Annotated in this window: 12 protein-coding genes; 8 read left to right on the plus strand and 4 right to left on the minus strand. The window is 68.8% G+C overall.

Translation table 11 applies throughout. From position 1 onward, the window contains the following. Nucleotides 1–84: 84 nt before the first annotated feature. The gene (locus BST10_RS21265; protein WP_083040554.1) at nucleotides 85–1,881 is read right to left on the minus strand and encodes an acyl-CoA dehydrogenase; all 1,797 of its coding nucleotides are present in this window, start codon (nucleotides 1,879–1,881) and stop codon (nucleotides 85–87) included. A 10-nt stretch (nucleotides 1,882–1,891) separates the two neighbouring features. Further along, the gene (mtr, locus tag BST10_RS21270; protein WP_083040556.1) at nucleotides 1,892–3,277 is read right to left on the minus strand and encodes a mycothione reductase; all 1,386 of its coding nucleotides are present in this window, start codon (nucleotides 3,275–3,277) and stop codon (nucleotides 1,892–1,894) included. Between the two features lie 94 nt (nucleotides 3,278–3,371). Here mtr and mqo point away from each other — a divergent pair, with 94 nt between their 5' ends. The 4 genes from mqo to BST10_RS21290 all read left to right on the plus strand — a co-directional run bounded on the left by mqo (nucleotide 3,372) and on the right by BST10_RS21290 (nucleotide 9,496). After that, entirely contained in the window at nucleotides 3,372–4,826 is a 1,455-nt protein-coding gene (gene mqo / locus BST10_RS21275; protein ID WP_083040566.1) for a malate dehydrogenase (quinone), read from the plus strand. Nucleotides 4,827–4,835: 9 nt separating this feature from the next. Beyond that, on the plus strand, nucleotides 4,836–6,053 hold the full coding sequence (cobA, locus tag BST10_RS21280; RefSeq protein ID WP_013829501.1) for a uroporphyrinogen-III C-methyltransferase: 1,218 nt from the start codon (nucleotides 4,836–4,838) through the stop codon (nucleotides 6,051–6,053). A gap of 33 nt (nucleotides 6,054–6,086) precedes the next feature. Further along, nucleotides 6,087–7,667, plus strand: a complete 1,581-nt coding sequence (locus BST10_RS21285; protein ID WP_083040557.1) for an MFS transporter — start codon at nucleotides 6,087–6,089, stop codon at nucleotides 7,665–7,667. Between the two features lie 71 nt (nucleotides 7,668–7,738). Continuing rightward, complete coding sequence (locus BST10_RS21290) at nucleotides 7,739–9,496, plus strand: proline--tRNA ligase (RefSeq protein ID WP_083040559.1); 1,758 nt, start codon at nucleotides 7,739–7,741, stop codon at nucleotides 9,494–9,496. Nucleotides 9,497–9,525: 29 nt separating this feature from the next. Here the strand turns inward: BST10_RS21290 and BST10_RS21295 are convergent, their stop codons facing one another. Continuing rightward, on the minus strand, nucleotides 9,526–9,984 hold the full coding sequence (locus BST10_RS21295) for a ferritin-like domain-containing protein (RefSeq protein WP_083040561.1): 459 nt from the start codon (nucleotides 9,982–9,984) through the stop codon (nucleotides 9,526–9,528). Beyond that, entirely contained in the window at nucleotides 9,981–10,508 is a 528-nt protein-coding gene (locus BST10_RS21300) for a hypothetical protein (RefSeq protein ID WP_083040563.1), read from the minus strand. The genes BST10_RS21295 and BST10_RS21300 overlap by 4 nt, the downstream gene beginning before the upstream one ends. A 183-nt stretch (nucleotides 10,509–10,691) precedes the next feature. Here BST10_RS21300 and rimP point away from each other — a divergent pair, with 183 nt between their 5' ends. The 4 genes from rimP to BST10_RS21320 all read left to right on the plus strand — a co-directional run. Beyond that, nucleotides 10,692–11,225, plus strand: a complete 534-nt coding sequence (gene rimP, locus BST10_RS21305) for a ribosome maturation factor RimP (protein WP_013829496.1) — start codon at nucleotides 10,692–10,694, stop codon at nucleotides 11,223–11,225. Further along, a complete protein-coding gene (gene nusA, locus BST10_RS21310; protein WP_083040564.1) occupies nucleotides 11,222–12,265 on the plus strand; it encodes a transcription termination factor NusA in 1,044 nt (347 codons plus the stop codon). The genes rimP and nusA overlap by 4 nt, the downstream gene beginning before the upstream one ends. Before the next feature lie 186 nt (nucleotides 12,266–12,451). Further along, on the plus strand, nucleotides 12,452–12,706 hold the full coding sequence (locus BST10_RS21315; protein ID WP_409371391.1) for a YlxR family protein: 255 nt from the start codon (nucleotides 12,452–12,454) through the stop codon (nucleotides 12,704–12,706). A 66-nt stretch (nucleotides 12,707–12,772) separates the two neighbouring features. Then, on the plus strand, nucleotides 12,773–13,147 hold a 375-nt coding region (locus BST10_RS21320), incomplete at its 3' end, for a translation initiation factor IF-2 N-terminal domain-containing protein (RefSeq protein WP_207567916.1).

Consider the following 13,147-nt stretch of genomic DNA (forward strand, 5'->3'; position numbering starts at 1 on the left):
TCAGGACGATCTTGGCGGCATGCGGCGATGGCATCACCCATGCTAACAAGAGCGTACGAATTAATGACTCAGGACACTAGCGCGTCAGAACCACTCTGGGCGCATCTGCAAGGTGGTGCGGTCCAGGCTCTCCAGCAGGTCGAGCTGGGGTCCGGTCTTGGGCAGTTCGTAGCGGAAGAAATACCGGGCCGCCTGGCGTTTGCCCTCGAAGAAGTCCCCGCTGCGATCGGCGACGGCCAGCAGTTGTTCCAGCCACATCCAGGCGATCGCCACATGGCCGAAGGCCTCCAGGTAGATCGCGCTGTTGGCCAGTGCGGCATCGAGGTCGCCGGCGGCGAACATGCTCCCGGTGACCGCGACCAGCCGCTGAACGACGGCGTCGAGCTGCGCTGCGAGATGGGCTGATTCGCCACCGGCCTGCCGAGCGGCGGTGATGGTGTCGGTCATGGTCCGGTGCAGGGCGGACAGGCTGGCTCCGTCGTGTTGAACCACCTTGCGTCCCAACAGGTCCAGGCTCTGGATGCCGTGGGTGCCCTCGTGGATCGGGTTGAGCCGGTTGTCCCGGTAGTGCTGTTCGACGTCGTACTCGCGGGTGTAGCCGTAGCCGCCGTGCACCTGGATGGCCAGGTCATTGGCGGCCAGACACCACTGCGACGGCCAGCTCTTGGCGATCGGGGTGAGGATGTCCAGCAGCGCGGTGGCGTGCTCGAGCTCCTGATCGGATTCTGCGGTGTGGGAGATGTCGACCAGCCGTGCGCAGTACAGCGCCAACGCCAACGCGCCCTCGACATAGGACTTCTGCGCCAGCAGCATCCGCTTGACATCGGCGTGCTCGACGATCGGAATCTGCGGCGCCGCCGGATCTTTCGCCGTCACCGGACGTCCCTGCGGTCGGCTGCGGGCGTAGTCGAGCGACTTCAGGTAGCCGGTGTAGCCGAGCGCGATCGCGCCCATACCCACCCCCAGCCTGGCCTCGTTCATCATGTGGAACATGTAGCTCAACCCGCGGTGCTCGGACCCGACCAGGTAGCCGACCGCGCCCGGCTCGCCACCGGGCCGATGGCCGCCCTCCCCGAAGTTGAGCACGGTGTTGGTGATTCCGCGATAACCCATCTTGTGGTTGAGCCCGGCCAGGACGACGTCGTTGCGCTCACCCAATGCGCCGTCGCGCTCCACCAGATACTTCGGCACGATGAACAGCGAGATCCCCTTGGTGCCGGCCGGACCGCCGGGGATCTTGGCCAACACCAGGTGGACGATGTTTTCGCTCAGTTCGTGTTCTCCACCGGAGATCCACATCTTCGACCCGAACAGCCGAAATGTGCCATCGGCGCGCGGTTCCGCGCGGGTGGTGATGTCGGCCAGCGATGATCCGGCTTGGGTCTCCGACAAGCACATGGTCCCGAAGAAGCGGCCGGCGAGCATGGGTTTGACGAAGGCGGCGATCTGTTCTTCGCTGCCGAACTTGGCCAGCAGGTTCGCGTTCGCCATCGTCAGCATCGGATACCCGGCGGTGCTGACGTTGGCGGCCATCAGCCAGGCGAAACCCGCCTGGGCCGCCGTCACCGGCAGTTGGGCACCACCCACGTCGTAGTCCATCGCCATGCCGATCAACTCGGCGTCGGCGCATGCCGCCAAGGCGTCCTTGACCTCGCCGATGATGGCGACTTCGACCCCGTCGAAGGTGGGCTCATTGGCATCACTTTTCTTGTTGTGCGGGGCGAAATAACGGCTCGCCAGCTGTTCGCACAGGTCCAATGTGTCGGCGAAGGTCTCCCGGGAGTGCTCGGCGAAGCGGCTCCGGCGGGTCAGCTCGTCGACTCGCAGCCAGTCGAACAACAGGAAGTCCAGGTCTTGCCGGCACAGCAGAAGCGACCTCATCGCATTCCCCTCACAAACCGAGCAGCGCGTTCTCGACGACCTCCGGCAGTGCCGGGTGGATCCAGTATTGGCCGCGGGCCATATCTGCCGCGGTCAGCCCGAAGCTCATGGCCTGGATCAACGGCTGGACGATCGACGACGCCTGATAACCCATGATGTGCGCACCGAGTAGCCGCCCGGTGCCGCGTTCGGCGATCAGTTTGACGAACCCGGTGGTGTCCTCCATGGCCCAGCCGTAGGCGACGTCGCCGTAGTCCTGGATCTTCACCGAGATGTCGAGTCCCTTTGCCCGCGCCTGGTTCTCGGTCAATCCGACCGCGGCGATCTGCGGGTCGGTGAACACCGCGAACGGCACGTAACGGTGATCGGTGATCCGCATCGCGTCGACGTCATCCCAGTCGCGCAGCAGGTTGTGCTGTACCACCCGGGCCTCGTGGTTGGCGACGTGTTTGAGCTCATAGGGGGAGGAGACATCGCCGAGCGCGAAAACACCGCGCGCCGTGGTTCGTTGATACTTGTCAACCACCACCCGGCCGCCGGCGATGTCGATGCCGGCCTGCCCGGCCTCCAACAGATCGCCGTTGGGAACCCGGCCGGTTGCCACCAGCAACGCATCGGCCCGCAGGATCGACCCGTCGTCGAGTTCCAGGATGACGCCGGTGTGGGCGGGTGTTTCCTGGCGGGCGGCGACCACGTTGCGCTGCGAGCGCAACTCCCACTTGCCCGCGGCGATCCGGGTGAACCGCTCGGCGACGGTCTCATCGCAGTGTCGCAGCAATGTCGAGCCGCGGATCACCACCGTGACCCGGACACCCAAGGCGGAGAAGACGTGCGCGAATTCGGCGGCGATGAAACCACCGCCGATGATCACCAGATGCTCGGGCAACTCGGCCATCCGCATCACGTCATCGCTGGTGTAGTAGTGCACCCCGCTGTCGGCGATCACCGGCGGAATCCAGGATCGCGCTCCGGCGGCGATCACCACCTGCGCGGCGCTGAACTGCTCGCCGCCGGCGGTGCGCAGCACGTATCCGCCATCGGAACCGACCGGGGCGAACCTGGTGTGCTGGTCGTAGACGTCGACGTTCGGCAGGCTGCGGCGATACTCCTCGCCCCCGGTGGCGATCGGGTCGATGCGGCCGAAGACGCGCGAGACGATGTCGTTCCAGCGGACCTTCTCGATGCGGGCGTCCACCCCGTAGCGCGCCGCTCGGGTCACCGTCGCGGCCACCTCGGCGGCGTAGACGAACATCTTCGTCGGGATGCACCCCACGTTCAGGCAGGTGCCGCCGAAGGTGCCCTGCTCGCAGATCGCCACCCGCTTGTCGGCGTAACGCTCGTCGAGAATGCTGTTGCCCGAACCGGTTCCGATGATCGCCAGATCGTAGCTTTCCATGGCGTCAGCCTAAACGGTGGGCGAGCCGAGCCGGGCGCAAGTGCGCCGGAACCGGGCGCCGCGGTTCACCGCCATCGTGGCTAGGCTGGCTGACGTGTCCCAACCGCTTCAGACGGATATGGCGCTGATCGGTGCGGGCATCATGAGTGCCACGTTGGGGGCGATCCTGCGCCGGCTGGAGCCGGGCGCCTCGATCACCGTGATCGAGCGGTTGGACACCGCCGCTGCCGAGAGCAGCGGCCCCTGGAACAACGCCGGTACCGGTCATGCGGGCCTGTGCGAGCTGTTCTACGAGCCGGAGAAGGCGATCCGCGTCAATGAGCAATTTCAGGTGACCCGCCAGTTCTGGGCCTACGCGGTGCAACATGGGCTGCTCGGCCGGCCGCGTGACTTCGTGCACCCGGTCCCGCACGTCAGCTTCGCCCACGGCGCCGACGGTGTCGATCAGCTGTGTCGTCGCCACCGCGCGCTGGCCCCCAACCCGCTGTTCGCCGGAGCCGAGTTCATCACCGACTTCGATGAGTTCGCCGCGCGGCTGCCGCTGATGGCGGCCGGCCGGAGTTCCGGCGAGCCGGTGGCGCTGGACTGGTCGCCCCACGGCACCGACGTCGACTTCGGCGCGCTGGCCCGGCAATTGATCGGCTACGGCGTGCGCCACGGCACCGAGACGCTGTTCGGCCATGAGGTGCGCGCAATCCGCCGAGAGCCCGACGGTGGCTGGATGCTGGGCCTCATCGACCGCTACACCGGCGAAAGACGCAGGCTGCGAGCCAAATTCGTCTTCGCCGGGGCGGGCGGAGCCACGCTGGGACTGCTTCAGCGCTCGGGCATCTCCGAGATCCGTGGCTTCGGCGGATTCCCGATCGGCGGGGTGTTCCTGCGCAGCGGGGTCCCGGAGCTGGTCGCCGCCCACCGCGCCAAGGTGTACGGCGCCCCGGCGGCCGGCGCCCCCGCGACGACGGCCCCGCACCTGGACGCCAGGGTGGTCGACGGTGCCCCGTGGCTGCTGTTCGGGCCGTTCGCGGGCTGGTCGCCGAGATTCCTCAAGCACGGCCGGGCCACGGAGCTGCCCCGATCGCTGCGCTTCGACAACGCTGCGTCACTGCTGGGTGCGGGGATCCGGGAGCGGAAACTGGTCGGCTACCTCCTCGGTCAACTGCGGCGAGGCCCCGCCGCGCGGCCGGCTGCGCTGCGCGACTTCGTGCCGGATGCGCTCGACGGGGACTGGTCACCGATCCGGGCCGGCCAGCGGGTGCAGGTGATCCGCCGTGGCCGCCTGGAGTTCGACACCACGATCGTGCATGCCGCCGACGGCAGCATCGCGGGCCTGCTGGGCGCCTCGCCGGGAGCGTCGACCGCGGTGCCGGCCATGCTGGACGTGTTGGCGCGCTGCTTCCCGAGCCGGTTCGCGGGCTGGCTGCCGACGCTGAAGGAGATGGTCCCGTCGCTGGGTGTGCGGCTCGCCGACGAGCCCGCCCTCTTCGAGCAGGTGTGGGAGTGGGGGACCCGACAGCTTGCGCTGCGTCCGGCGTCCGACGGCCAGCCTTAGAGTTATCGCGTGACCGAGAACCCATATCTGGTCGGGCTGCGGTTGGCCGGACGCAAGGTCGTGGTGGTGGGCGCGGGAGGCGTCGCACAGCGGCGGCTGCCGTTGTTGGTGGACAGCGGCGCCCAGGTGGTGGTGATCGCGCCCGGCGCGACCCCGTCGGTCGAGGCGTTGGGGGAGCGCAAGCCCGGCATCACGCTGGTGTCGCGCGCGTACCGGGATGGAGATCTCACCGATGCCTGGTACGCGATTGCGGCCACCGATGACCCGGATGTCAACGCCGCCGTGGTCGCCGAGGCCGACCGTCGCCGAATCTTCTGTGTGCGCGCTGATCTCGCCGTCGAGGGATCGGCGGTCACCCCGGCCAGCTTCAGTTACGCCGGCCTGTCGGTGGGGGTGCTGGCCGGCGGCGAGCACAGTCGGTCGGCGGCGATCCGTTCGGCGATCCGGGAGGCGTTGCAGTCCGGTCTGATCGCTATGGACGTCGAGGCGACCTCCGACGTGGTCCGCGGGGGCGTGGCCCTGGTCGGCGGTGGCCCCGGCGATCCGGAACTGATCACGGTGCGCGGCCGGCGCATGCTGTCGCACGCCGACGTCGTGGTGGCCGACCGGCTCGCGCCGCCCGAACTGCTCGCCGAACTGCCGCCGCACGTCGAAGTCATCGACGCTGCCAAGATCCCCTACGGCCGGGCGATGGCCCAAGACGCCATCAACGCGCTGATGATCGAACGTGCCGCGGCTGGCAAGTTCGTGGTGCGACTCAAGGGCGGCGACCCGTTCGTGTTCGCGCGCGGGTACGAAGAAGTCCTGGCCTGCACCGACGCCGGGATTCCGGTGACGGTGGTACCGGGTGTGACCAGTGCCATAGCGGTGCCGGCGCAGGCCGGCGTCCCGGTCACGCACCGGGCGGTGAACCACGAATTCGTGGTGGTCAGCGGCCATATCGCCCCCGATGACCCGGAATCGTTAGTGAATTGGGATGCACTGGCCGCGATGCGTGGCACCATCGTGTTGCTGATGGCCGTCGAACGTATCGAGCAGTTCAGTGCGGTACTGCAAAAAGGCGGCCGACCTGCCGATACTCCGGTGCTGGTGGTTCAGCACGGGACCACCCCCGCGCAGCACACGCTCCGAGCCACGCTGGCCGACGCGCCCGAAAAGATCCGCGCGGAGGGCATCCGACCTCCTGCGATCGTCGTTATCGGGGCAGTCGCGGGCTTCGGGGTTTAAACATCTCTTAATATTACTGTAGGGTAGCCCGTTATGACTGCTCTCGACGATGCAGGACGGGCGACCACGCAGTGGCCGGCAGACGCCGCCGGGGCCGCTTCCCCGACTCGTCAGGGCTCGGACATCGTTAGCCGCACGAGCAGGTATATCTCATCCATGCTGCCCTCTCGTCGTTTCATCTACGCCGTGATTGCCATCGGGGGCATGCAACTGCTGGCCACGATGGACAGCACCATTGCGATCGTCGCGCTTCCCAAGATCCAGAACGACCTCGGTCTGTCCGATGCCGGCCGCGGCTGGGTGATCAGTGCCTACGTGCTGACCTTCGGCGGGCTGATGCTGCTCGGTGGTCGCCTCGGCGACACCATCGGCCGCAAACGCACCTTCATCAGCGGCGTCGCGCTGTTCACCATCGCCTCGGTGCTGTGCGCGGCCGCCTGGGATGCCCCCACGCTGGTGATCGCCCGGCTGCTGCAGGGCGTCGGTTCGGCCATCGCCTCGCCCACCGCGCTGGCGCTGATCGCCACCACGTTCCCGAAGGGGCCGGCCCGCAACGCGGCCACCGCGGTGTTCGGCGCCATGACCGCCGTCGGCTCGGTGATGGGTCTGGTGGCCGGCGGTGCACTGACCGAGGTGTCGTGGCGGCTGGCGTTCGGGATCAACGTGCCGATCGGCGTGCTGATGATCTACCTGGCCCGGACCGCGCTGACCGAGACCCAGCGCGAGCGCATGAAGCTGGATGCCGCCGGGGCGCTGCTGGCGACGCTGGGCTGCACCGCCGCGGTGTTCGCGTTCACGATCGGTCCCGAGAAGGGCTGGATCTCGGTGATCACCATCGGCTCGGGGGTGGTGGCGGTAGTCGCGCTGTTGGCCTTTGCGCTGGTGGAACGTACCGCGGAGAACCCGGTGGTGCCGTTCAGCCTGTTCCGGGACCGCAACCGGTTGCTCACCTTCGCGGCCATTTTCCTGGCGGGCGGGGTGTTGTTCACCTTGACCGTGACCATCGGGCTGTACGTGCAGGATCTGATGGGCTATTCGGCGTTGCGCGCCGGCGTCGGGTTCATCCCGTTCGTCATCGGGCTGGGCGTCGGTCTCGGGGTGTCGTCGCAGCTGGTCCGGTTGTTCCCGCCCCGGGTGCTGGTGATCTCTGGTGGCGTCGTGTTGCTGGGCGCGATGATCTACGGATCGACGATCGACCGGGACATTGCGTACTTCCCGAACTTCGTGACGTTGATCGTGCTCGGTGGACTCGGGATCGGTGTCATCGTGGTGCCGTTGACCCTGTCGGCGATCGCCGGCGTGGGCTTCGACCAGATCGGGCCGACCTCGGCGATCGCGCTGATGCTGCAGAACCTCGGCGGCCCGATCGTGCTGGCGGTCGTCCAGGCCGTCATCACCTCGCGCACGCTGTATCTGGGCGGCACCAACATGCCGGTCAAGACCATGAGCCCCACCCAGATCGCCGCGTTGGACGCCGGCTACACCTACGGGCTGCTGTGGGTGGCCGGGGTGGCGGTGCTGGTCGGTGCCATCTCGCTGCTGATCGGCTACTCGGCCAAGCAGGTCGCGCATGCCCAGGAGGCCCAGGACGCGTTCGGCGCCGGCAACCTCTGACTGCCGACGGGCCGCCGCGAACAGGGTGGCTTCCCGGAGCGCCCGCAACGGAGAAGTTAGGCTCTCGGCCTGTGATCACCCGGATGTCCGAACTGTTCCTGCGCACGCTGCGCGACGACCCCGCCGATGCCGAAGTCCCCAGCCACAAGCTGCTGATCCGGGCCGGCTACATCCGGCCGATCGCACCGGGCCTCTACAGCTGGCTGCCGCTGGGGTTGCGGGTACTGCGCAACATCGAGCAGGTGGTGCGCGAGGAGATGAACGCCATCGGCGGTCAAGAGATCCTGTTCCCGGCGCTGTTGCCGCGCGCACCGTATGAGACCACCAACCGCTGGACCGAGTACGGCGAGGGCCTGTTCCGGCTGAAGGACCGCCGCGACAACGACTACCTGCTCGGCCCCACCCACGAGGAACTGTTCACCCTGACGGTCAAGGGGGAGTACAGCTCCTACAAGGATTTCCCGGTGGTGCTCTACCAGATCCAGACCAAGTACCGCGACGAGGCGCGGCCGCGGGCGGGCATCCTGCGCGGCCGCGAGTTCGTGATGAAGGACTCCTACTCCTTCGATGTGGACGACGCCGGGCTGCAGGCCGCCTATGACGCACACCGGGTCGCCTACCAGCGCATCTTCGACCGGCTGGGCGTGCGCTACGTGATCGTCTCGGCGGTCTCGGGCGCGATGGGCGGATCGGCCTCCGAGGAGTTCCTGGCCGAAAGCGAGGTCGGCGAGGACACCTTCGTTCGCTGCCCGGAGTCCGGCTACGCCGCCAACGTCGAGGCGGTGATCACCGCCCGCCCGCAGCCGCAGCCGATCGAGGGCCTGCCGGAGCCGAAAGTGCACGACACCGGCAATACCCCGACGATCGCCACGTTGGTGGACTGGGCCAACGGCGCCGGCCTGGGCCGCAGCGTCACGGCCGCCGACACCCTTAAGAACGTGCTGCTCAAGGTGCGGCTACCGGGCGGGGAATGGCATCTGCTGGGCATCGGACTGCCCGGCGACCGCGAGGTCGATGAGAAACGACTGGGCGCGGCGCTCGACCCCGCCGAATACGCCCTGCTGTCCGACGACGACTTCGCCGAGCACCCGTTCCTGGTGAAGGGCTACATCGGCCCGAAAGCTCTGCAAGACAACGGTATCCGCTATCTGGTCGACCCCCGCGTGGTGGACGGCACCAGCTGGATCACCGGTGCCGACGCTCCCGGGAAGCACGTCGTCGGGTTGGTCGCCGGGCGTGACTTCACCGCCGACGGCACCATCGAAGCCGCCGAGGTCCGCGACGGTGACCCGTCTCCGGACGGGGCGGGCACGCTGGTCAGTGCCCGCGGCATCGAGATCGCCCACATCTTTCAGCTCGGCCGCAAATACACCGACGCGTTCGCCGCCGACGTGCTCGGCGAGGACGGCCGGCCGGTGCGGCTGACGATGGGCTCCTACGGGGTCGGGGTGTCGCGGCTGGTCGCCGTCATCGCCGAACAACAGCACGACGAGCTGGGCCTGCGCTGGCCGGCGCAGGTCGCGCCGTTCGACGTGCACCTGGTGATCGCCAACAAGGACGACGCCGCCCGCGCCGGTGCCACCGAGCTGGCCGCCGAGCTGGACCGGCTCGGTCTGGAGGTGCTCTTCGATGACCGGCAGGCCTCGCCGGGGGTGAAGTTCAAGGACGCCGAACTGCTCGGTGTGCCGTGGATCGTGGTGCTGGGACGCGGCTGGGCCGACGGGGTCGTCGAACTGCGGGACCGCTTCTCCGGGCAGACCCGCGAGCTGTCGATCGACGCCGACCTGGCCGGACAGGTCCTCGCGGCCGTCCGCGCCGAGGCCGGCTGACCCGGCGGTCGCTATCGGAAAGGTCGCGTTCAATCCTGGCCGCCGGGGAACGCCCGGGTGATCGGCCAGTTCCCCAACGCCCGGTTCCAGTGCGCGGCCAATACCGCGCTTTGGCCGAGCGCGGTCGCGGCGAACTCGCGATCCGCGGGTTCGCGGGCCTGCTCGACGACCGCGCGCCAGGCGGTCGCGGTGTCGTTCTCCATCCGGACTGCCAGCCGCAGCGCGTCGTCAGACGTGGTCAGCGGCATGGGCAACTGATAGCCGGCGGCGGGTTGCGGGACCGGAACGGAGCGAGCGGCCAGCATGGCGATGGTGCGATCCCGGCGCTCGCGGTGCTGACGGATCGTGGGAACCACCAGGTCGTTGAGCTCCGGCAGGGAGTACGCCGACACCATCCCGTAGCCGTAGACGACGCCGTACTCGGTGGCCAGCGCATCGCACAGGGCGGCGTCGGGCGCGCTGAGCGGACTGGGTTCGGCCGAGGTCATGACTGCACCACCAATGCGACAGCGTAGGAGGCCGTGCAGGCCGCCGCGACCGAGGCAAGCAGCCCGGCTCGGTATCCCGTGGCGGTGGTGGCCAAGCGGCCGGCACTGTCGGCCGCCGCACGCAGTGCGCTGACCACCTCGGATACCGTCGGAGCCGGCCCGTCCGGCACGTCGGCCGGTGTGCTGCTCGCGGTGGCTTCCGGCGCCGGCCGCCGCGCGGCCCGGGCGATCTCGGCGGCCAGCGCACGGGCGTGTTCGGCCCGCTCGAGCGACACCTGGTCCAGCGCCGCGGCCAGCGCCTTGGCGTCGGGGTCGGGTGCTCGGGTCAGTGCCGCCGCCGCCGCGGCGGCCAGCTCACTGTCGTGCTGCGCCAGTTGCCGTTGCGCCTCCAGATCATCGACAGCCGGCGGGGCCGGAGCCGAGCCGCACGCCGGCGCCGCCAAGGCGATCAGCGCGACCATCCCGGCTCCGCTCAGCAGGCGCCGCCGGTCGATGGCGGTCAGTGGGCCGGACACCTGAGACATCCTGCCACCCCGGTGCCGCCGGACGGACGCGACGTGGCCGGTGGCGGGGCGACAGGGCACGGCCGGTGCTTTTGCCGGTTTGCTGTGGGTGTGCACACCACGGCGTATCGTTGGTGGCTGGTTCCCGGTGCGCCTGGCGCGCGGGAACGCGACGACCGGACAACTCAAGATGAGGAGCTCGCCGTGGCCACCGGGCTACCATCGCAAACACAGGTGATCGAGCTGCTCGATGCTGAGTTCAGCCGTGCCGGATACGAGATCGAAGACGTCGTGGTCGACGACCGTGCCCCGCTGCCGCGGATCACCGTGGTCGCCGATGGCGACACCCCACTGGACCTTGACACTGCCGCGGCGTTGTCGCGCTCGGCGTCGGATTTGCTCGACGGCCTGTCCTTCGACGGCCGATACGTGCTCGAGGTCAGCTCACCCGGCGTGCAGCGGCCGCTCACCGCCCCCAAGCATTTCCGGCGTGCGCACGGCCGCAAGGTCGAGGTGACCTTGTCCGATGAGACCGGCGTGACCGGCCGGGTGGCCGACGTCGACGACGACGTCGTGACCCTGGTGGTGCGGGGCGGGCGGGACTGGGAGCGGCGCCGGCTGCCGCTCAGCGACATCAAGCGCGCGGTGGTGCAGGTCGAGTTCGCCGCGCCGAGTGCACGTGAGTTGGAGTTGACGGGCCGGCAGGCCCCCGATGCGGGAACGGAGGCCGACCGATGAATATCGATATGGCGGCGCTGCACGCGATCGAGGCCGACAAGGGCATTCCGGTCGAGGTGGTGGTGGAGACCATCAAGTCGGCGCTGCTCACCGCCTACCGGCATACCGAAGGGCACCAAGCCGACGCGGTCATCGACGTCGACCGCAAGTCCGGCATGGTTCGCGTGCTGGCCCGCGAGACCGACGCCGACGGCAATATAATCAGCGAATACGACGACACGCCCGAGGGCTTCGGTCGTATCGCGGCGACCACCGCCCGTCAGGTGATCCTGCAGCGGCTGCGTGACGCCGAGAACGAGAAGGCTTACGGCGAATTCTCGGCGCGCGAGGGCGACATCGTCGCCGGCGTCGTCCAGCGCGACGCCCGGGAGAACGCCCGCGGCGTCGTCGTGGTGCGGCTGGGCACCGAGGCCAAAGGTTTCGACGGCGTCATCAGGCCCTCCGAGCAGGCGCCCGGCGAGGCCTACGAGCACGGCGACCGGCTGCGCTGTTATGTGATCGGTGTGACCCGCGGGCTGCGCGAACCGCGCATCGAACTGTCGCGCACCCACCCGAACCTGGTACGCAAGCTGTTCGCCCTGGAAGTGCCCGAGATCGCCGACGGGTCGGTGGAGATCGTCGCGGTCGCCCGGGAGCCCGGGCACCGCTCCAAGATCGCGGTGGCTTCGGGAGTCCCCGGGCTCAACGCCAAGGGCGCCTGCATCGGCCCGATGGGCCAGCGGGTCCGCAACGTGATGAGCGAGCTGGCCGGCGAGAAGATCGACATCATCGACTACGACGAGGACCCGGCCCGTTTCGTCGGCAACGCGTTGTCGCCGGCCAAGGTGATGTCGGTGACGGTGATCGACCAGACGGCCCGAGCCGCCCGGGTGGTGGTTCCCGACTTCCAGTTGTCGCTGGCCATCGGCAAGGAGGGTCAGAACGCGCGGCTGGCGGCCCGGCTCACCGGGTGGCGAATCGACATCCGCAGTGACACCCCCGAGCCCGGCGCCAACGGTGCCGAGCAGGAGGTCGGCCGAGGCGTGGCCCAGGAACATTAGGGGCGGCGCCCGGGCTTGAATCGGGTGGTTCGGGCGACCGCTGGTGTATGGGTAGACTGAGCCGTGATCCAGCGCGAGACTTCGACAACCGCCTCGCGGACGCACCGCTCCCCGAAGGGACCGGTGCGCACGTGTGTCGGATGCCGGAAACGCGAGTTGGCCGTCGAGTTGCTTCGGGTGGTCGCTGTGTCAGGGAACGGCAACGAGGCCGTGACCGTTGACCGGGCGGGCAACCTGCCGGGACGGGGAGCATGGCTGCATCCCGCACCGGCGTGCCTGCAAGCGGCGACCCGGCGACGAGCGTTCGTGCGCGCGCTGCGGATCAGCGGTTCCCCGGATGTGTCCGGGGTGGAGGAGTACTTCGATCAGCAGATCGGGCTCACCGCCCCGGCCAACAGAACAGGTAGCGAAGAACATGAGCACACCGTGAAGTCCCGATGACCATGCGTCATAGCTAAACCCGAGGCGCGGCCCACCACCGCTGTCGCCTCATAGACAGGAGATGTAGTGGCAAAGGCCCGCGTACACGAGTTGGCCAAGCAACTCGGTGTCACCAGTAAGGAAGTTCTCGCTCGGCTGAGCGAGCAGGGCGAATTCGTCAAGTCGGCCTCGTCGACCGTGGAAGCCCCCGTCGCGCGGCGCCTGCGCGAGTCGTTCGGCGGTGGCAAAGCCGCCGCGAAGAGCGAAGAGCCGGCCAAGGCGCCCGCCAAGTCCGCCGCGTCGGCACCGCCGAAGGCTGCACCGGCGGCCGCCGACGGCGTGGCCGTCGAGGCCGTCAAAGCCCCGACTCCGGCAGCCCCCGCGGCCAAGCCGTCTGCTCCGCCGGCGCCGCGGGGGCGGGGGCCTCGGCGGCGGGCGCCGGCGGAGCAGACGGCTTGGCCG

Origin of the sequence: Mycolicibacter algericus DSM 45454, assembly GCF_002086455.1 — a bacterium.
Classification (GTDB): Bacteria; Actinomycetota; Actinomycetes; order Mycobacteriales; family Mycobacteriaceae; genus Mycobacterium; species Mycobacterium algericum.

What these genes read in the sequence shown, in the direction of transcription:
- BST10_RS21285 (WP_083040557.1), top strand. Translation starts at nt 6,087, where the DNA reads ATGACTGCTCTCGACGATGCAGGACGGGCGACCACGCAGTGGCCGGCA.
- nusA (WP_083040564.1), top strand. Translation starts at nt 11,222, where the DNA reads ATGAATATCGATATGGCGGCGCTGCACGCGATCGAGGCCGACAAGGGC.
- BST10_RS21300 (WP_083040563.1), bottom strand. Translation starts at nt 10,508, where the DNA reads ATGTCTCAGGTGTCCGGCCCACTGACCGCCATCGACCGGCGGCGCCTG.
- BST10_RS21265 (WP_083040554.1), bottom strand. Translation starts at nt 1,881, where the DNA reads ATGAGGTCGCTTCTGCTGTGCCGGCAAGACCTGGACTTCCTGTTGTTC.
- mtr (WP_083040556.1), bottom strand. Translation starts at nt 3,277, where the DNA reads ATGGAAAGCTACGATCTGGCGATCATCGGAACCGGTTCGGGCAACAGC.
- BST10_RS21295 (WP_083040561.1), bottom strand. Translation starts at nt 9,984, where the DNA reads ATGACCTCGGCCGAACCCAGTCCGCTCAGCGCGCCCGACGCCGCCCTG.